A 21,939-nucleotide genomic window follows, 5' to 3' on the forward strand; every position below is an offset into this window, starting at 1 on the left:
GTGCTAGGAGAGTATCGGATCGAAGGCCGCCGCGCATCGGAGATCGCCGCCAGCGTCGAGCGGGGGGTCGGCACGGGTGCCCTGGCGCCCGGCCGACTCCTCCCGCCCATGCGGGAGTTGGCGGCCACCCTGGGCGTGAACCCCAACACCGTCGCCGCCGCCTACCGCACCCTGCGCGAGCGCGGGGTCATCGAGACGGACGGGCGGCGCGGCAGCCGGGTGCGGCCCCGGCCCGCCACGACCGCGCGCGGCTCCATCCGGGTCGAGGCGCCCGCCGGGGTGCGGGACGTCAGCAACGGCAGCCCCGACCGCGCCCTGCTCCCGCCCCTCGGCGACGCCCTCGCGGAGGTCGCGCGGCGGTACGCCGAACAGCCCGGCATGTACGGAGAGGCCCCGGTCGACGAGGAGTTCGGGCGGCTCGCCCGCGCCGCCTTCGACGCGGACGGCGTGCCGGCCGGGCCCGTCGGCGCGGCCTCGGGCTCCCTCGACGCCATCGAGCGCGTGCTCGCGGTCCGCCTCAGGCCCGGCGACGCCGTCGCCGTCGAGGACCCCGGCTGGGGCAGCCTCCTCGACCTGGTGCCCGCGCTCGGGCTGCGACCGGTGCCGGTCGCCGTCGACGACGAGGGGCCGCTGCCCGGAGAGGTCGAGCGTGCGATCCGGCGGGACGGGGCGCGGGCGGTGATCGTCACCGACCGGGCGCAGAACCCGACCGGCGCCTGCGTCGGCGCGGAACGGGCCCGGGAGCTGCGGCGGGTCCTCGCCGCCCACCCCGGCGTCCTGCTCGTCGAGGACGACCACGGGCACGGCATCGTCGCGCAGCCGCTGCACCCCCTGGCCGGGGGCACCGACCACTGGGTCCTCGTCCGCTCGGTCGCCAAGGCGTACGGCCCCGACCTGCGGATCGCCGCCTTCACCGGGGACGCCGAGACCGTCGACCGGGTCCTCGGGCGGCAGCGGCTCGGCCCCGGCTGGGTCAGCCGGCTGCTCCAGCGGACCGTCGCGCACCTGTGGGCCTCGGAGGCGGTGGACCCGGCCGTCGTCGCGCGCTCGTACGGCGAGCGGCGCGACGGCCTCGTCCGCGCCCTCGCCCGGCGCGGCGTCGCGGCCTGCGGGCGCTCCGGCATGAACGTGTGGGTGCCGGTCGCCGACGAGACGGGCGCGGTCGCGCGGCTCCTCGCGGCGGGCTGGGCGGTGGCGCCGGGCGCGCGGTTCCGGATGGAGACCGGTCCTGCCGTCCGGCTCACCGTCTCCGGCCTGGGCGTCGCGGACGTCGAGCCGCTGGCCGACGCGGTCGCCGGGGCGGCGGGGCCCGCGCCGGCGCGCAGTTACGGGTAGGGGGCCGCCCGCACGCGGTCCGTGCCCCGCCCCGGGGTGCGGAGGCTCAGGCGCAGGTCGCGGAATCCCGGGGCGCGGGGGCCGGTACCGGCGCTTCGGGGGCCGTCGTTCCGGCGGGCGGGGCCGTCGCTCCGGGCGGGGGAGCCGTGCCGCGGCGGGAGGCGCGGGTCTGGGTGAGGGCCGCGCCCGCCAGGACGACGACGGCGCCGACCGGGGTGTTCCAGCCGAGCCGCTCGCCCAGGAGCGTGACGCCCGCCGCCGTGGCGATGACCGGGATGAAGTACGTGACCATGGAGGCCGTCGTCGGGCCGACCTCCGCGACGATGCCGTACTGGAGCAGCATCGCGTACCCCGTGCCGAGCGCGCCGAGCGCGATCACGGCGAGCAGCGGCAGGAGCTCCACCGACTCCGGGAGCGAGGTGAACAGCGGGGTGACCACGGCCAGTTGCAGCGTCGCCAGACCCACCTGGGAACCGGCGAGCGAGAGGTTCGAGGCGCCGGTGCCGGCCAGCGTCCGGCGGACGTAGATCCAGCCGACCGCGTAGCTGAACGAGGCGAGGAGGGCGAGCGCGGTACCGGTCACGTCGAGGCCCGAGAAGCCCTGCCAGGCGCCGAGCACGGTCAGCACGCCGACGAAGCCGATGCCCAGACCGGCCGCCCGGACCCGGGTCGGGCGGTCCTCGGAGAGCGCGACGAGGGAGAGCAGCATGCCCCACAGCGGGGTCGTCGCGTTGCAGATGCCCGCCAGGGTCGACGGGATCGTCAGCTCCGCGTACGCGAAGAGGGAGAACGGCAGCGCGTTGAGGAGGAAGGCCGCGACCGTCAGATGGCCCCAGACCCGGGCGCCGCGCGGCAGCCGGTCCCGCTTCACGACCAGGGCGACGGCGAGCACCGCCGTACCGAACAGGAGCCGTCCGAAGGTGACCTGGAAGGGCGCGAAGCCCTCCGTGCCGACCTTGATGAAGAGGAAGCTGAAGCCCCAGATGAGGGCCAGCGCGCCGAACCGGACGCGCCAGTCGAGCGGCGGACGGGAGGCGGACCGGGGCGGCCCGGCGGAAGGGGCGGGGAGTGCGGAGGGAGGGACCGGGGGGACGGGCTGCGGGGCTGCGGGGCTCATGACACTCAGGGTGACCGGAAACAACCTCTTAGGACAAGTGAGACTTCCTCGACCCCTCCCCTTAGAATCGCTTACATGTTGAACCTGGAGCGCCTCCGCACCCTCGACGCCGTCGCCCGGCACGGCTCCGTCAGCGGTGCGGCCGACGGGCTGCACGTCACGACCTCCGCCGTCTCCCAGCAGCTGTCCAAGCTGGAGCGCGAGGTCGGGCAGCGGCTGCTCGCCAAGAACGGGCGGGGCGTGCGCCTCACCGACGCCGGGATGCTGCTCGCCGAGCACGCCGCCCGGATCCTCTCCCAGGTCCAGATGGCCCAGGCCGACATCGAGGCCCAGCGGGGCCGGGTCGTGGGCGAGGTGCGGCTCGCCGGCTTCCCCACGGCGGCCCGCGGCCTCTTCCCCGGCGCGCTCGCCGCCCTGCGCGCCGGCCACCCCGAACTCCGGGTCCGTACGACGGAGCTGGAGCCGGAGCCGGGGGTGCGCGCGGTGCTGCGCGGCGACGCCGACCTCGCGATCGTCCTGGACTGGAGCAACAAGCGGGCGCCCGTACCCGGCGGCCTGGAGCGCGCCCACCTCTTCGACGACACCGCCGACGTGGCCCTGCCCGCCTCGCACCCGCTGGCCGGGTGCGAGGCGGTGGACCTGGTCGACTTCGCCGACGAGGAGTGGGTGTCCTGGCCGGAGGGCGAGTTCTGCCACGACTGGCTGATGTTCACCCTGCGCTCGCAGGGCATCGAGCCGCGCATCGGCCACCTCGCGGGCGAGCACCACACCCAGCTCGCGCTCGTCGCGGCCGGCCTCGGCGTCTGCGTGACCCCCCGGCTCGGCCGCCCGGTGCCGGAGGGCGTCGCCTTCGTGCCCGTACGCCAGAAGATGCGGCGGCACATCTACGCCACCTGGCGCGCCGACGCGGGCCGCCGCCCCTCCGTGCGGGCGGTCGTCGGGGCGCTGCGGGCGGTGGCCGAGCCGTTGGGGTGCTGAGCTGCTGAGCTTTTGGTGTGCCGAGCCGCTGGGCCTTTGATGTGCCGAGCCGCCGGGGCGTGGTCCGCTCGCCGTTTCCCCCGTCCGGGAAGGGCCCGAGGAGCCTTACAGTTCTCAGTAGAATGTCCGAACCTGGACATCTCTCAGGGAAAGTGTCTAGCTTCGGGGAGTCCGGGGCGTGACGCGGCCGGAACGGAGGCGACGCGCATGCCGGCACGATCGGTCAGCTCCCATCACGTGCGGGCCGCGCTGCTCGGTGCCGAGCGGCGCGGGGTGGCCGCGGGGCCGCTCCTCGCCCGGGCCGGACTGCCCACCGCGCTCCTGGAGGAGGAGCCCCAGGCCCGGGTCCCCGCCGAGCAGTTCGGCCGGCTCGTCAGGACGCTGTGGGCCGCGCTCGACGACGAGCTGATCGGCTTCGGCGGCGCGCCCAGCAAGGTCGGCACCTTCGCGATGATGGCCCACGTCGTGGTCCACGGCAGCCGGGACCTGCGCGAGGCCCTCCGGCGTGCCCAGACCTTCTACTCCCTCTTCCCCGCCGGACCGCGCTTCCGGCTCGTGGAGCCCGGGCCGGGCCCGGATGCCCCCGACGGCGAGGAGGCCGACGAGGCCCGGCTGGAGTTCGACGTCTCCGGGTACGACGACCCGCTCCACTTCGGCGCCGAGTCCACCGTCCTCGTCGCCCACCGCTTCGCCGGCTGGCTGATCCGGCGCAGGATCGGCCTGCGCCGCGTCGAGTTCGTCCACCCCGAACCCCGGCACGCCCACGAGTACGCCCTCCTGTTCGGCGCGCCCTGCGTCTTCGGCGCCGGGCGGACGGCCGCCGTCTTCGACCGGGCGGACCTCGACGAACCCGTCCTCCGCGACGGCGCCGCGCTCAAGGTCTTCCTGCGCCGCGCCCCCGTCGACGTGCTCGTCTCCGCCGACTACGGCAGTACGGTCACCGGCCGGGTGCGGCACCTGATCGGGCAGGCCCTGCCCGCCGGTCCCGTGCCGACGCCCGAGCAGCTCGCCGTCCGGCTCTCCGTCAGCCCGCAGACCCTGCGCCGCCGGCTGGCCGCCGAGGGGACGACGTACCAGCGCCTCCGCGACCAGGTGCGGCGCGACCACGCCATCGCCGAACTGGCCGGCGGCCGCGTCTCCATCGAGCGGCTCTCCCGGCAGCTCGGGTTCTCCGAACCCAGCGCCTTCCACCGGGCGTTCCGGCGCTGGACGGGCGAGACGCCCCGCGCGTACCAGGGGCGGGGGTAGCGCCGTGCGGTTCGGCCCGTCCGGTCAACAACCCTGAGCGGTGCGGTCACAGCCGCCGTCCGCCGTCCGGCCTACCGTCCCGCCATGACCGAAATCGACCGGTCCGGTGGCGTGCGGCTCCCGGACCCCACCCGACGCCCGTGAAGGCGCGCCGGGCGGCCGGCGCCGTCCTCGGGACCGGAGTCCTGCTCTGCCTCCTCGCCGGAGTGGCCGTCACCGCCCTCGGCATCCGGGTCGACGGCACCAGCATGGCCCCCACCCTCCACCAGGGCGACCGCGTTCTCGCCGCCCCCGGCTCCGCAGGGGAGGCGCGCCGGTTCGACGTGGTGCTGCTGCGGGCCACCGGCAAGGACGCCCTCCTGGTCAAGCGGGTGATCGGACTCCCCGGCGACCGGGTCGCGATCGTCTCCACGCCGGACGAGCCCTTCCGCGTCCTGCTCCAGGAGGGCGGCAAGGGGCCCCTGTACCGGGTGGCGGCGCCCCAGTGGGCCGCGCAGGCCCACCGCACGGGCGCCTGCTGCACCCCGGAGGGCTCCCGCTCGGCGCGGGCCGAACTGCGGACCGTGCCCGAGGGGGCGTTCTTCTACCTGGGCGACAACCCCGACCTGTCGGACGACTCGCGGGCGTACGGCTGGGGCGAGATCGACCGGATCGAGGGGAGGGTCGGCGTGCGCGCCTTCCCCGTCTCCTCGTCCCCGGACATCGGCAACCGGCCCGTCCTGGAGGAGTACCGGGGACCGAGTCCCTGGCGCGGCTCCTAGGGGGCGTGCGACGGAAGCTTCTCGCGGCCGGTGCTCAGGGCGATCCTGACCACCGTGTCCGCGACGCGCCGGGCCGACTCCTCCGGGGAGGCCGTGGCCTGCACGATGTGACTCGCGGTCAGCCGCACCGCCGCGTCCACGGCCAGTTCGCGTGCCACCGGATCGACGGTGGGCCAGGCCTCCGTGACGTACGCGTCGGCCATGGCCGTGGCCGTGGCGAACGCCGCCGCCGACCGGGTCGTCAGATAGGGGAGCAGCCCGTCCTCGCCGGTGCTCGTCAGCATGGCCCTGATCAGGGGGTTCCGGCCGGCCAGCGTGAGCGTGAAGCCGACGGCGGCCTCGACGGCCGCGCGCAGGTCGTCCCGGTGCGCGTCCAGGCCCGCCTGGATGCCGACGAGGCAGCGCTCCAGCTCGCGCTGGAACAGGGCCTCGCCGACCGCCTCCTTGGAGGGGAACTCCGAGTACAGCGTCTGCCGGCTGACGCCGACCGCGCCGGCCAGGTGGGCCATGCGCAGCTTGTCGAAGCCGCGCTCCGCGACCGCCTCGTACGCCGCGTCGAGCAGGCGTTCGCGCAGCAGTGTCCGGACCGTCTCCCTGAACCGTGGCATCGGGCAAGCCTAGTCCAGAGGAATTCTTCCCAGGATTGTCCGAAGTGTTGACACTCAATAAGAGAGTGTCCAATTCTCGAACAAGCAGCCGCAAAGTGTCATCCGTCTCCGACCATCCGGCCGAGGACGCACGGCTGTGTTCACACCCCCACCCGCACGCCGCGTGCGGGACGACGGTTGGAGAGCACATGCAGGAAGAGACCAGAGGGGTCACCCGCTGGCGCAGATCGGCGGTCCTGGCCCTGCCGGCCACCGTGGCGATCGGCGCCATGGCCACGGCGATGGTGCAGGGCGCCCTCGCCGCGAACCTCTCGCTGACGAGCGTCCCCTTCACCCTCAGCTCCAAGACGGTGGCCGCGCCGCAGGGCATCGGCGCGGTCATGCACACCGTCGACGCGGGCGGGCCGAAGGGCGCCGCCGAGGTCGGACTCGCCAAGGCGGGCCTGGACGGCATCTGCGTCCACGCCGTCCAGTCGGTCAACCTCCCGGTGATCGGCAGCCTCGGCACCTGGTCGCTCAACATCTCCTCGCCGGCCGCCGCGACCCCGCTCACCAGCGAGCAGCTCGTGGCCGGTGCCGGGCTCCAGGCGAACAAGCTGGTCCTCGACGCCCAGGCGCTCAAGGCGTCGACGGCCACCCTGCACGCCGCCGACGGCAGCCCGAACGTCATCGGCGCCGCCGCCGACAGCGCCGGGATCAAGAGCACCGGCATCACCGACGGCACCCCGGGCCAGTTCGGCCTGGACGCCACCGGCGGCCGGACGGACATCAAGAACCTCAACGCCGACGCCAACGCCGCCACGATCTCCGGCGCGATCACCCTGCCCGACCTGGCGATCGGCATCGCCCACGGCGACAAGGGCTGCTGAGCCGTACGGCCCCGGCGCACCGCCGCCACCGGCCGGGGCCCCGCGCCTTCCGGAACCCTCCGGACCCTCCGGGTCCTTCCGGTCCTTCCGGAGACGCGGGGCCCCCGCCCCCGCACCCCTCCCGTCCCTCCCCGAACCGCCGCTGCGAGGCCTCCATGAGCACCGATCCGCCGACCGACCCGCCCGAGCCGACCCGGCCGGCCGGGGAGCCCGCCTCCGCCGAGGGGACCGCGCGCCCGCGCGGCGCGCTCGCGGCGTTCCGCCAGTGGCGCCGCACCCGGCCCTTCTGGGCGGCCGTCTGGACCGGGATCGGCGGCTTCGTCATCTTCTTCCTGCCGATGGCCCCCCTCGGCAAGATCCTCCAGGTCGGCGTCGGCGGGATCGCGGGCATGGCGGGCGGGGTCGTCCTCATGGCGATGGCCCTGCTCATCCTCCTGCTGCCGAGCCAGCGCCACACCGCCGGCGTGCTCGCGGTCATCGCGGGCGTCGCCTCCTTCCCGCTGTCGAACCTCGGCGGCCTCTTCGTCGGCATGGTCCTCTCGGTCCTCGGCGGCTCCATGGCCTTCGCCTGGCTCCCCGAGAAGCCCGCCGGGCGGACCGGCGGTCTCCTCCGCCGTCACCGGAAGGCCGCCGAAACCCCCGTACCCCCCGTGCCCGTTGGGAGCGGATCCGCATGAACCACCTCTTCTCCGGAGCCCTCGGGCTCGGCAAGTCCTTCACCCGGGTGCACACGGCCGGCGCCCGCGCCGCCGCCGACTGGAACACCCGGATGCTGGCCGAGGCCGCCGACGACACCCGCCGCGGCACCCGCTGGGGACGCGGCGCCCTCGCCTTCGTCCCCTCGGCCCTGGCCATCGGGGCCCTCGGCACGGCGCTCGCCCAGGGGGCGCTGGCCGCCAACTTCAGCGTCACCGGCGAGCCCTTCACCCTGACCTCCAACGGCGTCCAGGGCAGCGGCTTCGGCGCCATCGTCAACACCCCCGCCGTCGGACGCCCGGACGGCACCACGACCACCAACACCGCCATGGCGCGCGTCGGTTTCGCGAGCGCCGGGCTCGCCGGACTGTGCGGGATCGTCCACCAGAAGATCGCCGGCGTCCCGTACTCGCTGCTCCTGACCGGCGGTCAGAAGGTGACGGCCACCCCGCCCGGGACCTTCACCACCGACATCGACGCCTCGAACCTCTACATCCAGGCCACCGAACTCCAGGCGTACGGGCCCACCACCCTCCAGAACGCGGTGCTCGGCCAGTCCGCCGACCAGGTCACCGTCGCCGGCAAGCCCCTCACGGGCGCGCAGCCCGGCGGCTTCGGACTCGGCTCGGCGGGCGGCGAGGGCGGCAGCTCCATCAAGCTGCACGGCCTCAACGCCACCTCGTACGACGCCGAGATGGCGGGCGCGCTCGTCCTGCCCGACCTGAAGATCAAGGTCGTGCCCGGATCGGCGACGACGTGCTGAGCCGGGTGCGGACCGCGTGGGCGTGGTTCGGGTCCTTCCGCCGCACCCGCCCCTTCTGGGGCGGGGTGTGGCTGGTCGCCGGCGGCTGGACCGTCCTCAAGTTCTCCCTCAGCTCGCTCCAGCTGATCGTGAGCACGGGCTTCGGGGGGATCGCCGGCTACCTCGTCGGCGGCGGGATGATCCTGTGCGGCCTCATCCCGATGGCGCTGCCCGCCCAGCGGTACACCTTCGGACTCATCGGCGCGGTCCTCGCCGTCGTCTCGCTCGTCGTCTCCAACCTGGGCGGCTTCCTGCTCGGCATGGCGCTCGGCGTCCTCGGCGGCTCCATGATGGTGGGCTGGGGAGCCAAACGCCCGCGCCGCAGGGCGGTGGAAGGGTGACGGCCCGGCCGCGCGGAGGGGGCGGGGCGCGGCGGAAGTCGCTGGCCGTGAGCACCTCCCTGGTGCTCGCCGTCGCCACCGCCGTCTGGTCGGGGCAGCCGGGCAGCGCCTCGGGGGCGCCCGCCGCGGTCCAGCCGCTCGGCGTCCCCTTCCTGCCCGCCCCGGACCCGCTGCGCGTCACCATCGACAGCATGGTCGCCGTCTCGCTGACCGTCGACAAGAACGTCACCATCCGGCTCTCCGACGGCACGACCCGGATCACCAACCAGTACACCTTCACCAAGCTCAAGATCCGCTCGCACATGAACGTGGTCCAGAGGGCGAACGGCCACACCGTCACCATCGACGTGCCGAACGAGGGCTCGCTCGGCGGCTACGACAGCGCGGGGAAGCCCGAGACGACGACGATGTGGGGGAACATCACCAACGTCTGCCTCCGCGTCCTCGTCAAGATCTGCGGGGTGCAGGGCCTCCTCGACTTCTTCGGCTCCCTCATCCCGCTCACCGCCGGGGCCGAGGACTTCGCCGGGGACATCTACGCCATCCGGACCGTCGACGACCACGCGGCCCTCAACTCCACCGACAACCCCGTCCACCTCCCCGGAACCATCACGGTGACCTCGCCATGAGCCCCGAACGCCACAGCCCGGAAGGACACGTGACCGGCCCGGGGGAAGCCGCTCCGGAGGAGGGCCGCACCCACTGGCGCCAGTCCCTCGCCGTCGCCGTCCCCGCGCTCCTCGCCGCCGGCGGCCTCGGGACCGCCATGGCGAGCGGGGCCCTCGCTGTCGGCCTCAAGATCCAGGACCGGCCCGTCGACTTCACCACCAGCAGCCTGTACGGGACGCAGTACGGCGCCGCCGTCGTCGACCAGGCCGTCGTGCGGCCCGACGGCTCGGGCGGGACCGTGCGGGTGCTCCGCATGGGCTTCGCGGACGGCATGATCAACGGCCTGTGCCTGAGCCAGAAGCAGCAGATCGGCGGAGCCACGTACACCCTGATGCTGGTCCTCGGCGACGACAACCCCGGCTCCTGGGAGATCAGGACCAAGAACACCGTCCTCGACCTCAAGAACGCCACCGGCGTGCTCGACATGGACGGCATCGTCGACCTCAACACCAACGGCGCCGACGTGAAGACCGTCAAGGACGCCTCCGGGGCGTACGTGGACAACCCGCTGAGCAGCCCCCAGCACCGCTTCGGCATCCAGGCGCGCTACGCCAAGTTCGACCGGATCACGGGCACCGCCCAGGACTTCCAGCTCCCGGGCCTCCTCACCACCCCGAAGCTCAAGCTGTCCGTGAAGCCCGGCTCGGTGGCCTGCCCGGCGCCCCCGGCGCCCACCGGGACGCCCGGAACGCCGTGAACGGGACGCGGCGGCCGCCCCCGGGCCGTGGCCGCCGCGCCCCGCGCCGTCAGGCCGGCATCGCCATCGTCGCCACCGGGTCCGAGGTCGGGCGGGGCGAGCCGCCCTCCGGCTCCACGGTGATGCCGATGCCGGCCGAGCGGTTCGCCGGCCCCTCCAGGAGGACCGTCGAGGTCTCCGCGTCCGGCGTCATCAGACCGGCGGACCGCATCGTCCCGGAGTCGTCGTACCAGAGCTGGTAGACCTTCCCGGGCGGCGGCGCCGGCATCCCCGCCGCGGCGAACACCGCCCGGTCCAGGGACGGGGAGTGGACGAGGGTGCCCACCGCGCCGTCCGCGAGCCGGGCCGTGGAGACCCGGGCGTCGGGCGCGGCGAGGACGGCCGCGACGGCCTCCGCGCGCTCCTCCGCGACGGCCGCGCGCCGGTCGGCCTCCTCCGCGCGCTCGTACTGCCAGCCCGCGACGCCGCCGAGCGCCACCAGACCGGCGACCGAGGCGGCGAGCGCCCAGCGGGGCAGCCGCCGCAGCCCTCCGAGGCCGCCCGCGGACCGGCCCACGGACCGGGTCGGGGGCGGCAGCTGACGGACGTCCGGGATCCGGCGCAGGACCTCGGCGCGCAGGGCCGGATCGACCGGCGCGGCGACGGCGAGGCCGAGGCGCGCGGTCGTCTCGGAGAGCTCGCGGACCTCGTGCGCGCACGGGTCGCACTGGGCGAGGTGCCGTTCGACGGCCTCCCGCTCCTCGTCCGTCTCCAGGGCGTCGAGGACGTAGGCACCGGTCAGCGTGTGCAGCTCGTCGGTGGTCATCACGCGGTCACCCCCAGGCAGTCGCGGAGCCGGATGAGCCCGTCGCGCATACGTGTCTTCACGGTCCCCAGGGGGAGCGAGAGCAGCTCCGCGACCTCACGGTAGGTCAGACCGCGGTAGTAGGCCAGGGTGACGGACTGCCGCTGGCGTTCGGTGAGGCCCTGCAGACAGCGCCGTACCCGCTCGCGGTCCAGACGGCTCTCCACCTCCTCGGTCACCTCGTCGTACGCGGGACTGTGGTCGAGCAGCGCGACCCGCCGGGCGCGGTCCGAGGCGGCCTGCTCGGAGCGCACCCGGTCCACGGCCCGGCGGTGGGCGAGGGTCAGCGCCCAGTTCAGGACGGAGCCCCGGTCCGGCCGGTAGCGGGCGGCGGAGCGCCAGAGGTCGACCATCACCTCCTGCGTCACCTCCTCGGACTGCGCCGGATCGCGCAGCACCGAGCGGACCACGCCCAGGACGGGGCCGGAGACCCGGTCGAAGACCCCGGCGAAGGCGTCCTGGTCCCCCCGGGCCACCCGGACCATCAGCTCGGGCAGTCCGTCGCCGCGGTCCGGGACCGGACCGCCTCCGACGCGTGCGTGCTCTCTCATCCGCCTGTGCCCTCCTGCGTGGCCTCGGGTGCGCTGCTCCTGGGGGTGTTCGGAGCGGCGGCCCCGGGGGATTGGTCAGTTCCGCGAGTGGTCCGGTGCGGTCCCTCCCTCCTTCGGGAGGCGGCTCAGCGCCCCCGGCCACCAGGCCTTCGGGCCGAGGTCGCGGACGAGCGCCGGGACCAGGAGCGACCGGACCACCAGGGTGTCGAGCAGCACGCCGAAGGCCACGATGAACGCGATCTGCACGAGGAACGCCAGCGGGATCACGCCGAGCGCCGCGAAGGTCGCCGCGAGCACCACGCCCGCCGAGGTGATCACGCCGCCGGTCGCGGTCAGACCGATGCGGACGCCCTCGCGGACCCCGTGGCGCAGCGTCTCCTCGCGGACCCGGGACATCAGGAAGATGTTGTAGTCGACCCCGAGCGCCACCAGGAAGACGAAGCCGTACAGCGGCACCGAGGAGTCCGTGCCGGTGAAGCCGAGGACGTGCTCGAAGACGAGCGCCGAGACGCCCAGGGTGGCGGCGAAGTTGAGCGCCACCGTGGCCACCAGGAGCAGCGGCAGCACGAGGGAGCGCAGCAGCGCCACCAGGATCACCAGGATGATCGCCAGGACCACCGGGACGATGAGCGCGCGGTCCCGGGCGGCGGTGCGCTGGGTGTCGTACTGCTGCGCCGTCGAGCCGCCCACCAGGGCGTCCGACCCGGGGACCGCGTGCACGGCGGTGCGGAGCCGGGCGAGCGTCTCGCGCGCCGCGTCGCTGTCGGCCGCGTCGGCGAGGGTGGCGTCGATCCGGACCCGGCCGTCGACGACGAGCGGCTTCCCGGGGGCCGGGCGGCCCGTCGCGTCCACCGGGAACGCCGAGTCGACGCCCTCGACGTCCCCCGCGGCGGCGGCCACGCGGGTCGCCGCCCCGGCGTCGGCGATGATCACGGCGGGGTTGCCCGCGCCGCCGGGGAAGTGGCGGCCGAGGGTCTCCTGCGCGGCGACGGACGGCGCGTCGTTCACGAAGATCTCGTCGAAGGGGACGCCCCGGGAGTTCAGCATGGGCGCGAAGGCGGCGCAGGCCAGGAGGCCGGCGAGGGTGATCGCCCACACCTTGCGGGGCGCGCGGTCGACCACGCCGGCGATGCGGTGCCAGAGGGCCTGACCGCCCCGGGGGGCCTCGGGGTCCGCGCCCTCGGGGAGCGTCTTCGGACGGGCCGGCCAGTAGGCGGCGCGGCCGGTGAGGACCAGGGCCGCCGGGAGGAAGGTGAGCGCGCTGACCACGGCGCAGACGATGCCGATGGCGCCGACCGGGCCGAGCGCCCGGTTGTTGGACAGGTCGCTGGCGAGCAGGGCGATCAGCGCGAGGGCGACGGTGGCGGCGCTGGCGACGATCGGCTCGACGGAGCGGCGCAGGGCCTTGCGCATGGCGGCGAAGCGGTCGGCGCCCGGGGCGGTGAGCTCCTCCCGGTAGCGGGCGGCGAGCAGCAGCGCGTAGTCGGTCGCGGCGCCGATCACCAGGATGGACAGGATGCCCTGCACCTGGCCGTCGACCCTGACCAGGTCGGCGTCGGCGAGCACGTACACGATCGCGCAGGCCAGGCCGAGGGCGAAGACCGCGCCCACGATGATCATCAGGGGCAGCAGGACGCTGCGGTAGACGACGAGCAGGATCAGCAGCACCGCGATCAGGGCGACGCCGAGGAGCAGCCCGTCGATGCCGGAGAAGGCGCCGGAGAGGTCGGCCTGGGTCGCGGCGGGGCCCGCGAGCCACACGGTCGTCCCGGGCACCGGGGCCGCGGCCTCCCGCACCGAGTCGAGCGTGTCCGGCAGGGTGTCGCCGAGGTCGGGCCGGAGCGGCACGACGGCCCGCAGCGCCTTCCCGTCCTCGGACGCCAGGGCGGGGGAGGGCGGTCCGGCGACTCCCGGGCGGCCGGAGAGCGCGGCGAGGGCCCGCGTCGCTTCGGCGGCCGAACCGGGGTCCAGGGTCCCGCCGTCCTTCGCGGTCCACACCACGATCGCGGGCACGGACTCCGAGGTGCGGAAGGCCTTCTGGGCCTCGATGACCTCGGTGGACTCGGCGCTGCGCGGCAGGAAGGCCGCCTGGTCGTTGGTGGAGACCTCGCCGAGCCGGCCGGCGAAGGGGCCGAGGCCGCCGCCGACGGCGAGCCAGACGAGGAGCAGGACCAGCGGGACGAGGAAGCGGGTCCGGCGGGGGGCGCGGGGCATCGGGTCTCCGAACTATGACTTGACCATTAACAATCTCAATGATTGAGAGAAGTGTGTACCACTCCGGGGAGGGCCGGACGACCGGGTACCCGGAACGGGCGATCGGATGCCACGGAACACCACGTACGCGTGCTCTCGTGGGACCTTCCGCGGTGGCGGGCCCCGCGGATGCACCCGTTCGGAGCAGCCGCTCGTTTCGTGACGCGCGCGTTTCGCGACGGGCTCGTCCTGCGACCCGTTCTCGGGGCGGGCTCGCCTCGCGGCGGGCTCGTTCCAGCGACCCGCCCGTCTCAGCGGCGCGGTACGCGCAGGGCGCCCAGTTCGTCGTTCAGGACGTTCAGGAAGCGCAGGGCCGCCGCGAGTTCGTCGTCGTCGAACCGGTCCCGCGCCCGGGCTGTCGCCTCCGCGAGCGGTAGGAAGTAGCGCCGGGCCGCCGCCCTCGCCCCGTCCTCGTAGTGCACGTGCACCACACGCCGGTCGGCGCTCTCCCGGGACCTGCGGATGTGACCGGCCCTCTCCAGCCGGTCCAGACAGGCCGTCACCGCGCCGGAGGTCAGCCCCAGGTGCTCCCGGAGCCGCCCCGGCGTCAGCGGCTCGGGGCTGTCCAGGACGACGGCCAGGGCCTGCACGTCCGTGGGGTGCAGCCCCTGCGCCTGGGCGAAACCGTGCACCAGGCGGTTGATCTCGCCCTGCGTCCGGCGCAGCGCGACGGCGAAACTGTGCAGGTCACCGGCCGCGCCCGGAGGGGCGGCGGGAACGTCTCGGTCTTCTTCGCGGGCCACGCGTTCAGCCTATAGACCCCGTCCTCCCGCATCCGTCCGGGCCGCGGCGGAGGAAGACAGGGAGAAGAATCGACGGGGGACCCGTTCCGCGCGGGTCCCGGCACGCACGCACCCGGGACGGAACGGAGCACCCCCTGCCATGGCGACGCACCCCAGGGCCACGCCCGACCCGACGCCGGACGGTCCGCCCGACGCGGCGCCCGAAGGACCGTCCGGCTCCGATTCCGGCCCCGGCCCCGGTCTCTGCCTGGTGACCGGGGCCGGCGGCTACATCGGCGGCCGGCTCGTCCCCGAGCTGCTCGACGCCGGTCACCGCGTGCGCTGTCTGGCCCGCACCCCCGCCAACCTCCGCGACTACCCCTGGGCGGACCGGGCCGAGGTCGTCAAGGGCGACGTCACCGACGCGGCCACCCTGAAGCCCGCGTTCGAGGGCGTGGACGTGGCCTACTACCTGGTGCACTCCCTCGGGTCCGGCCGGGACTTCGAGGAGAAGGACCGGCGCGCGGCCCGGACCTTCGCCGAGGAGGCCCGCGCCGCCGGGGTCCGCCGGATCGTCTACCTGGGCGGCCTCACCCCGGCGGGCGTACCGGAGGGCGAACTCTCCCCGCACCTGCGCTCACGGGCCGAGGTCGGCAGGATCCTGCTCGACTCCGGCGTCCCCACGACCGTGCTGCGCGCCGCCGTCGTCATCGGCTCCGGCTCCGCCTCCTTCGAGATGCTCCGCTACCTCACCGAGCGGCTCCCCGTGATGCTGACGCCGAGCTGGGTCAGGACGCACGTCCAGCCCATCGCCGTCCGCGACGTGCTGCGCTACCTCGTCGGCAGCGCGGACATGCCCGCGGACGTCAACCGGACCTTCGACGTCGGCGGCCCGGACGTCCTCACCTACCGCGACATGATGATCAAGTACGCGGAGGTCGCCGGGCTGCCCAAGCGCCTCATCATGTCCGTGCCGATGCTCACCCCCGGCCTGTCCAGCCACTGGATCGGACTCGTCACGCCCGTCCCCGCCGGCCTGGCCCGCCCGCTCGCGGAGTCGCTGCGGTACGAGGTGGTCTGCGCCGAGCACGACATCGCGGAGTACGTCCCCGATCCGCCCGGCACCCCGCTCTCCTTCGACCGCGCCCTCGAACTCGCCCTCCAGCGGGTCCAGGAGGCCAAGGTCACCACCCGGTGGTCCTCCGCCTCGCTGCCCGGAGCGCCCAGCGACCCGCTGCCCACCGACCCCGACTGGGCCGGCGGCAGCCTCTACACCGACGAACGCGAACGGACCGTCGACGCCCCGCCGGAGACCCTCTGGAAGGTCGTCGAGGGGATCGGCGGCGAGAACGGCTGGTACTCCTTCCCGCTGGCCTGGGCCGTGCGCGGCTGGCTCGACCGGCTCTCCGGCGGCGTGGGCCTGCGCCGGGGCCGCCGCGACGCCCAGCGGCTCCGGGTCGGCGACGCGCTCGACTTCTGGCGGGTCGAGGAGATCGAGCGGGGGAGCCTGCTCCGGCTGCGCGCCGAGATGCGGCTCCCCGGGCTCGCCTGGCTGGAGATGCGCTCCGAACGGGACGAGGCGGGGCGGACCCGCTACCGCCAGCGCGCCCTGTTCCACCCGCGCGGACTCGCCGGACAGCTCTACTGGTGGAGCGTGGCGCCGTTCCACGCCGTCGTCTTCGGCGGCATGGCGAGGAACATCGCCCGCACGGCGGAGCGGGCGGCGGCCGGTGAACCCGCGCCGGCCGTCCGCACCGGGGACGTGCCGGTCCACGCGGGGGAAGCGCCGCCCCGCGGCTGAACGGCGGCCGCCCGCCCGCCCGTGGACGGCGCGCCCCCTCCGCATCCGTACGCGGGGCGCAGGAAGAAGAAGAGCGGCACAGCCGTACCGCAGGCGCGGCCGTCCCCGCGGCACCGCACCGCCGTACCGCGGACCCGGACGCACCGCGGGCACCGCCGTGTCGCGGCACGGCCCCGTCGTGCCGCGGGCGCGACCGCGCCCCGGCCCCAGTCCACCGGGTGACGTCCGGCCCACCGGCGCACCACCCGGTGGCCGAACCCCAGGAACAGGCGTCATGACCGTCTCCGTCGTCCTCTTCACCTCCGACCTCCGGGTGCACGACCATCCGCCCCTGCGCGCCGCCGTGGACGCGGCGGACGAGGTCGTCCCGCTGTTCGTCCGCGACCCCGCCGTCGACCGGGCCGGGTTCGCCGCGCCGAACCGGCTCGCCTTCCTCGCAGACTGCCTGGCCGACCTCGACGCCGGACTGCGGCGGCGCGGCGGGCGGCTCGTCGTGCGCGGGGGCGACACCGTGGCCGAAGTGTGCGGCGTGGTGCGGCAGTCCGACGCCGACGAGGTCCACATGGCCGCCGACCACTCGTCCTTCGCCCGGGCCCGCGAGGAACGGCTGCGGGACGCCCTGGAGTCCGACGGGCGCCGCCTCTACGTGCACGACGCCGTGACCACCGCCGTGCCGCCCGGCGACGTCACCCCGCAGGGCTCCGACCACTTCGCGGTCTTCACCCCGTACTTCCGGCGCTGGTCGGGCGAACAGCTCCGGTCGCCCCTGGCGGCCCCCCGGGCGGTACGGGTGCCGGACGGCCTGCGCTCCGACGAACCGCCGTCGCGCGCCGCCGTGTCGGACGTGTCCGAGGGCCTGGCCAGGGGCGGCGAGAGTACGGGCCGGCGCAGGCTCGGCGCCTGGCTGTCCCGGCACGCCGACGCCTACGAGACGGGCCACGACGACCTCGCCGGCGACACCACCTCGCGCCTCTCCCCGTACCTCCACTTCGGCGCGCTCTCGGCCACCGAGGCCGTCCACCGGGCCCGCGCCCGGGGCGGCCCGGGCGCCGAGGCCTTCGTCCGGCAGTTGTGCTGGCGGGACTTCCACCGCCAGATGCTCTCCGCGCGGCCCGGGATCGTCACCGAGGACTACCGGCCCCGGCACGACCGCTGGCGGCGGGGCGCGGCGGCCGAGGCGGACCTGCGGGCCTGGCGGGAGGGCCGCACCGGCTACCCCGTGGTGGACGCCGCCCTGCGCCAACTCGCCCACGAGGGCTGGATGCACAACAGGGGCCGGCTGATCACCGCCTCCTTCCTCACCAAGACGCTCTACCTCGACTGGCGGGAGGGCGCCCGGCACTTCCTGAGCCTCCTCGTGGACGGCGACCTCGCCAACAACCAGCTCAACTGGCAGTGGGTGGCCGGGACGGGGGCCGACAGCCGCCCGAACAAGGTCCTCAACCCCGTCGCCCAGGGCAGGCGTTACGACCCCGACGGCGCCTACGTCCGCCGCTGGGTCCCCGAACTCGCCGCCCTCCCCGGCGCCTCGGTCCACGAGCCCTGGAAGCTGAAGGAGCGGGACAGGGCCGCGTACGACTACCCCGAACCGCTCGTCGCACTCGCCGACGGCACCGCCCGCTTCCGGCACGGCAGGGGCCTGGACTAGGGCGGGAAGGGCGGGAGGGGCGAGGGACGAGGGTCGGGAGGGCGGAACGGGAAGCGATGCGCCGGGAGGGAAGAGACGACGCACAAACGATGCGAGTTGTTCCACCTCGCTCTCCGGCCGGAGTCTGAGGGAGCCGGGGGCACGGAGCCCCAGCGAGGAGGAGCTTCGCCATGAACGCAGCCCGTACGGCCGTCCGCGGCCCCGCCCCCGCCGAAGAGCCGACCGCCACCGCCCGCCACGCGGACCTCCGGCGGGACGGGGAGGCGGCCCTCCCCACCGGTCTCTCCGACCGGGAGGCGGACCTTCCCCTCGGGCTCTCCGACGCGGAGGTCGGCCTGGGGCTGGTCCGGGGCGACGAGCGCTGCCTCGTCCTCGCCCACCACCGCTGGGCGCGCCTCGTGCACACCCTGGCCGCCCGTGCCCTGGGCGACCCCCGCGAGGCCGAGGACGTCACGCAGCAGGTCTTCCTCGCCGCCTGGCGCGGCCGTGCCGGCTACCGTCCCGAGCGCGGCTCCGTGCCCGCCTGGCTGGTCGGCATCACCCGGCGGAAGATCGCCGACGCCCTCGCCGCCCGCACCCGCCGGCTCGACCTCGTCGCCGCCGCCGGAGCGGCCCTGCCCCCGTCCGACGGCACCGGAGAGGGCCCCGAGCACGTCCTCGACCGGATCGTGGTCACCCGCGAACTCGCCCGCCTGCCGCGCGTCCAGCGCGACGTCCTGGCCCTCGCGTTCTTCGGGGACCTGACGCAGACGCAGATCGCCCACCGGACCGGCATGCCCCTCGGCACCGTCAAGAGCCACGCGCGCCGGGGCCTCCAGCGGATGCGCCGCAGCCTGACCGTCGCGGAGGCGGCCACCGCTTGAGACCGGACGCGGACCCCGCTCCGCATGCGGTTCCGGACCGGGCTTCGCACCCCGCCTCGTATGCAGTTCCGGACCGGGCCTCGTGCCCCGCTCCGCATGCGGTTCCGAATCAGGCTTCGTACCCCGCTCCGCGTCCGGTCCCGAAGACCTGACGTTCTATGACCCGCGCGAGGTCCGTCCTCCGCCGGGTCCGCCGGTCCGGACCGCCCCGCTCCCCGTCCGGGCGGCCGGGCGCCCGGCATCCGGACCGCTCCGGGACCTCCCCGTCCGGCGGGGTCCGTATCCGGCGGGCCGTGAGACCTGGCAGACTGCGGCCCTCACGGTCGTCTCCCCCCTCGCCACGAGCGGACCGCTCGTCCTGGGAAGCGGCAAGCGACTTCTGGAGGCCCCATGACGCAGCGGCCCGGACACGCGGCCCACGAGGCCCGCGCGAGCGGGTTCTCCCCCCCGGCCGGCACACCGGCGCGCGGGCGGGACGGCCGCGCGGTGAACGTCTGCCGTACCCGGCGCGCCGGCACCGGCGCCCTCCTCGTCCGCAGCACCCCCGCGGCCCCCGCCACGCCCACCGCGGCCGTCCTGCTGCTCCACGGCGGCCGTGCCGACGGGCCCGAGCCGCCGCCCGCCCTCAACCTCCCCGCGCTGCGCATGCGCCCCTTCGCCGCCGCCGTGACCCGTGCCGTCCGGGGCCGGAGCGTCCTCGTCGCCGAGGTCCGCTACCGCCACCGCGGCTGGAACGGCGAGCGCGCGGACGCCGCCCGGGACGCCGAGACCGCCCTGAGCGACCTCCGGGAGCGGATCGGGTCCGTGCCCGTCGTGCTCCTCGGCCACTCCATGGGCGGCCGCGCCGCGCTCCGCGCCGCCGGCGACCCGGCGGTGCGCGGGGTCGTCGCCCTCGCGCCCTGGTGCCCGTCCGGCGAGCCCGTCGAGCACCTCGGCGGCCGGCGCCTCTACCTGCTCCACGACGAGACCGACCGCGTCACCTCCGCCCGCGAGTCCTGGGACTTCGTCCGCAGGGCCCGGGCGGCGGGCGCCGACGCGGTGGGCATCCCGATGCGGATCGGCGGCCACGCCATGCTCCGGGGCGCGGACCTCTGGCACCGCCGGGCGGCCGAACTCACGGCGGCGCTGCTGTCGCACGGCTGAGACCACCGGGTCCCGCCCCGCGCCCGGTCACACCGGGGGAGCGGCCCGTACCCCCGTGTGGTGGGAGAGCGCGTCGAGCGCCTCCCGCAGACCGCCCGGGCGCAGCGTCCCCGGCTCCGGGGTCCGGCCCGCCCAGCCGGGACCGGCCAGGAGCATCAGCGGACGCGTCCGCGCCCCCTTCACGCCGAACGAGCTCCCGGCGACGTGCCGGGCGAGGGCGTGGTTCGCGGTGGAGCGCGCCTGGGACCAGAGCACGACCGCGGCCGGGCCCATGCGCCGCACGGCGGCGTCGAGCGCCTCGGCGGGGACGGCCGCGCCGAACATCCGGGTCGGCAGACCGCGCTCGGAGAGCCCCGCCGCCAGCGCTTCGAGCGGCAGGGTGTGCTGTTCGCCGGGCACACAGGCCAGGAGCACCGGCGGTACGGGGGCCACGGAGCCGTGTCCGGCGGGCGCGACCTGCCGGAGCGCGGTCGACACGTGCCAGGACAGCAGGTGCTCCACCTCGACGTAGCGGTCGCCGGACGACTCCCACTTGCGCCCCACCGCGTGCAGGGTGGGGGCCATCACCTCCTCCCAGGCGGTGACGAGCCCGTGGTCCGCGACGGCGTCCCGGAGCAGCGCGTCCAGGGCGGGGCCGTCGAGCCGCACGGCGGCCCGCGCGAGCCCCCGGCACTCCCGCCGCACGTCGCCGAGCGGCAGCCCGTTGCCCGACCCGGGCTGCCGGGCCGGCCTCGGCCCTCCGGGACCCGCTTCCCGCTCGTCCACCGGTTCCGATTCCGGTTTCTGTTCCGGTTCCTGTTCCGGTTCACGGGCCGGGGCCGTGAACCGGACGTGTGTCCCCGGCGCGGTGTCGGGGGCCGCGTCCGGGACCTCCGTCCTGCCCGTCCGCGCGATCCGCGCCGCCTCGGCCGGCGGGGCCCCCGAGGCCGTCAGCCGGCACATCTCCTCCAGCATCGCGACGTCGTCCGGGGCCCAGCGCCGGTGCCGCCCGTCCTCTCGGGCGGCGGGGCCGATCCCGTACCGCCGGTCCCAGGAGCGCAGGGTGGTCGGTGACACCCCGAGGCGCCGCGCCACCGTTCCGGTGGTGAGGCCGTACGTCGCCGAATCGGTCATACGACCAGGTTACGACGCACAAGCGATGCGAGTACGGTTCAGGCGGCCGGTCCGGTGCGCTCGGCGGCCAGCAGCCCCGCGCAGGCCTCCCGGGTCGCCCGGTGCACGGCGCGGGCGAGCCGCGCGCCCCAGAGCGAGCGCGGTCCCGCGAAGGGCTCCGCGAACGATCCGGCTCCGTCCCCGCCGGCGGAGGGCGCGGCCACGCAGACGGCGTCCGTCGGCGTGCCGGAGGCGTCCGCGCCCAGCTCGACCAGGGCCTGTGTCTTCGCCTCGGTGGCGGTGGCCACCGCGTTCACGAGGGCCGCGTCCGTCAGGGGCACGGGCAGCGACACGATGATGTTGATCGTCCCGGGGCGCGGGACCGCGACCCCGCCGACGCCCGGAGCGGCGGCCCAGCCCCGTACCCCGATCCCGGCCGTGACCACGGCGTGGGCGCCGCCGTCCACCGCGTGGCGCCGGTCCGCGACCGGGGCCGCCGTCATGAGGCCCACGCCCGGGCCGGAGAGTCCGGCGTCCGAGGCGAGTTCGCGGAGGTGGGCGACGGGGTCGAGCCGGTCGTAACCGGGCGGCACCTGGGCGTTGACCACCCACTCCCGCTCGCCGATGCCCCCGCCGAGCACCGCGCTCGACACCATCCGCACGCCCGGCCCCGGGACCCAGACGAGGAGCGGCCACTCCCGCCCCTGTTCCGTATGGCCGAGGAGGACGGCGTCGGCGAGGGACGGGCGGGCGGGGAGGGTCCGGGAAAGCACCCCACACCCTAACGCGCGGCCTTTTTCTCACTCGAACGGGTGAAAGACCCTTCCGGACCCATCCGATCGGCGCCCTGTTCCGAATCACCCGTGACAGCAGGGCCGGAAGCGAACGATTCGCCGCCGAC

At 75.4% G+C, this 21,939-nt stretch carries 22 protein-coding genes; 14 read left to right on the forward strand and 8 right to left on the reverse strand.

What is annotated here, in order from left to right:
* Positions 1–1,335, forward strand: a complete 1,335-nt coding sequence (locus AB0398_RS04985; protein ID WP_366372385.1) for an aminotransferase class I/II-fold pyridoxal phosphate-dependent enzyme — start codon at positions 1–3, stop codon at positions 1,333–1,335.
* A gap of 46 nt (positions 1,336–1,381) precedes the next feature.
* Here the strand turns inward: AB0398_RS04985 and AB0398_RS04990 are convergent, their stop codons facing one another.
* Positions 1,382–2,452 (reverse strand): DMT family transporter, encoded by a 1,071-nt coding sequence (locus AB0398_RS04990; RefSeq protein ID WP_366372386.1) that lies wholly within the window; start codon positions 2,450–2,452, stop codon positions 1,382–1,384.
* A 75-nt stretch (positions 2,453–2,527) separates the two neighbouring features.
* Between AB0398_RS04990 and AB0398_RS04995 the strand changes: the two genes are divergently transcribed.
* From AB0398_RS04995 to lepB, 3 genes are all read left to right on the forward strand, one after another.
* A complete protein-coding gene (locus AB0398_RS04995) occupies positions 2,528–3,430 on the forward strand; it encodes a LysR family transcriptional regulator (protein ID WP_366372387.1) in 903 nt (300 codons plus the stop codon).
* A 207-nt stretch (positions 3,431–3,637) separates the two neighbouring features.
* Complete coding sequence (locus AB0398_RS05000; protein ID WP_366372388.1) at positions 3,638–4,678, forward strand: AraC family transcriptional regulator; 1,041 nt, start codon at positions 3,638–3,640, stop codon at positions 4,676–4,678.
* A 140-nt stretch (positions 4,679–4,818) separates the two neighbouring features.
* The gene (lepB, locus tag AB0398_RS05005) at positions 4,819–5,439 is read left to right on the forward strand and encodes a signal peptidase I (RefSeq protein WP_366372389.1); all 621 of its coding nucleotides are present in this window, start codon (positions 4,819–4,821) and stop codon (positions 5,437–5,439) included.
* Here lepB and AB0398_RS05010 read toward each other — a convergent pair.
* Positions 5,436–6,047: a TetR family transcriptional regulator gene (locus AB0398_RS05010; protein ID WP_366372390.1), complete on the reverse strand. Its 612-nt coding sequence runs from the start codon at positions 6,045–6,047 to the stop codon at positions 5,436–5,438. The genes lepB and AB0398_RS05010 overlap by 4 nt on opposite strands.
* A 188-nt stretch (positions 6,048–6,235) precedes the next feature.
* Here AB0398_RS05010 and AB0398_RS05015 point away from each other — a divergent pair, with 188 nt between their 5' ends.
* The 6 genes from AB0398_RS05015 to AB0398_RS05040 all read left to right on the forward strand — a co-directional run bounded on the left by AB0398_RS05015 (position 6,236) and on the right by AB0398_RS05040 (position 10,121).
* Positions 6,236–6,916, forward strand: a complete 681-nt coding sequence (locus tag AB0398_RS05015; protein ID WP_366372391.1) for a cholesterol esterase — start codon at positions 6,236–6,238, stop codon at positions 6,914–6,916.
* A 155-nt stretch (positions 6,917–7,071) separates the two neighbouring features.
* Complete coding sequence (locus AB0398_RS05020) at positions 7,072–7,593, forward strand: DUF6114 domain-containing protein (RefSeq protein WP_366372392.1); 522 nt, start codon at positions 7,072–7,074, stop codon at positions 7,591–7,593.
* Positions 7,590–8,375 (forward strand): DUF6230 family protein, encoded by a 786-nt coding sequence (locus AB0398_RS05025; protein WP_366372393.1) that lies wholly within the window; start codon positions 7,590–7,592, stop codon positions 8,373–8,375. Before AB0398_RS05020 ends, AB0398_RS05025 begins: the two co-directional genes overlap by 4 nt.
* On the forward strand, positions 8,369–8,755 hold the full coding sequence (locus AB0398_RS05030) for a DUF6114 domain-containing protein (protein ID WP_366372394.1): 387 nt from the start codon (positions 8,369–8,371) through the stop codon (positions 8,753–8,755). Before AB0398_RS05025 ends, AB0398_RS05030 begins: the two co-directional genes overlap by 7 nt.
* Positions 8,756–8,802: 47 nt before the next feature.
* Positions 8,803–9,384 (forward strand): hypothetical protein, encoded by a 582-nt coding sequence (locus AB0398_RS05035; protein WP_366372395.1) that lies wholly within the window; start codon positions 8,803–8,805, stop codon positions 9,382–9,384.
* Positions 9,381–10,121 (forward strand): DUF6230 family protein, encoded by a 741-nt coding sequence (locus AB0398_RS05040; protein WP_366372396.1) that lies wholly within the window; start codon positions 9,381–9,383, stop codon positions 10,119–10,121. The genes AB0398_RS05035 and AB0398_RS05040 overlap by 4 nt, the downstream gene beginning before the upstream one ends.
* A 49-nt stretch (positions 10,122–10,170) precedes the next feature.
* Here the strand turns inward: AB0398_RS05040 and AB0398_RS05045 are convergent, their stop codons facing one another.
* From AB0398_RS05045 to AB0398_RS05060, 4 genes are all read right to left on the reverse strand, one after another.
* Complete coding sequence (locus AB0398_RS05045) at positions 10,171–10,926, reverse strand: anti-sigma factor (RefSeq protein WP_366372397.1); 756 nt, start codon at positions 10,924–10,926, stop codon at positions 10,171–10,173.
* Positions 10,926–11,516 carry a sigma-70 family RNA polymerase sigma factor gene (locus tag AB0398_RS05050; protein ID WP_366372398.1) on the reverse strand — a complete coding sequence of 197 codons (591 nt, stop codon included), beginning with the start codon at positions 11,514–11,516 and terminating at the stop codon, positions 10,926–10,928. Before AB0398_RS05050 ends, AB0398_RS05045 begins: the two co-directional genes overlap by 1 nt.
* A gap of 75 nt (positions 11,517–11,591) precedes the next feature.
* Positions 11,592–13,730: an MMPL family transporter gene (locus AB0398_RS05055; protein WP_366372399.1), complete on the reverse strand. Its 2,139-nt coding sequence runs from the start codon at positions 13,728–13,730 to the stop codon at positions 11,592–11,594.
* A gap of 290 nt (positions 13,731–14,020) precedes the next feature.
* Positions 14,021–14,512 (reverse strand): MarR family transcriptional regulator, encoded by a 492-nt coding sequence (locus tag AB0398_RS05060; protein WP_366372400.1) that lies wholly within the window; start codon positions 14,510–14,512, stop codon positions 14,021–14,023.
* Between the two features lie 139 nt (positions 14,513–14,651).
* Here AB0398_RS05060 and AB0398_RS05065 point away from each other — a divergent pair, with 139 nt between their 5' ends.
* From AB0398_RS05065 to AB0398_RS05080, 4 genes are all read left to right on the forward strand, one after another.
* The gene (locus AB0398_RS05065; RefSeq protein WP_366372401.1) at positions 14,652–16,292 is read left to right on the forward strand and encodes an SDR family oxidoreductase; all 1,641 of its coding nucleotides are present in this window, start codon (positions 14,652–14,654) and stop codon (positions 16,290–16,292) included.
* Positions 16,293–16,566: 274 nt separating this feature from the next.
* Complete coding sequence (locus AB0398_RS05070) at positions 16,567–17,940, forward strand: deoxyribodipyrimidine photo-lyase (protein ID WP_366372402.1); 1,374 nt, start codon at positions 16,567–16,569, stop codon at positions 17,938–17,940.
* Positions 17,941–18,110: 170 nt separating this feature from the next.
* Positions 18,111–18,803, forward strand: a complete 693-nt coding sequence (locus tag AB0398_RS05075) for a sigma-70 family RNA polymerase sigma factor (RefSeq protein ID WP_366372403.1) — start codon at positions 18,111–18,113, stop codon at positions 18,801–18,803.
* Between the two features lie 486 nt (positions 18,804–19,289).
* Positions 19,290–19,946 carry an alpha/beta fold hydrolase gene (locus AB0398_RS05080; RefSeq protein ID WP_366372999.1) on the forward strand — a complete coding sequence of 219 codons (657 nt, stop codon included), beginning with the start codon at positions 19,290–19,292 and terminating at the stop codon, positions 19,944–19,946.
* A 27-nt stretch (positions 19,947–19,973) separates the two neighbouring features.
* On the opposite strand, the gene AB0398_RS05085 is transcribed toward AB0398_RS05080, so the two are convergent.
* Both AB0398_RS05085 and AB0398_RS05090 read right to left on the reverse strand, forming a co-directional pair.
* Positions 19,974–21,059, reverse strand: coding sequence for a MerR family transcriptional regulator (locus AB0398_RS05085; RefSeq protein ID WP_366372404.1), 1,086 nt, complete (start codon positions 21,057–21,059; stop codon positions 19,974–19,976).
* Positions 21,060–21,097: 38 nt separating this feature from the next.
* Entirely contained in the window at positions 21,098–21,811 is a 714-nt protein-coding gene (locus tag AB0398_RS05090) for an adenosylcobinamide amidohydrolase (RefSeq protein ID WP_366372405.1), read from the reverse strand.
* Between the last annotated feature and the right edge of the window lie 128 nt (positions 21,812–21,939).

This window comes from Streptomyces sp. NPDC086147 (assembly GCF_040702165.1).
Lineage (GTDB): Bacteria > Actinomycetota > Actinomycetes > Streptomycetales > Streptomycetaceae > Streptomyces.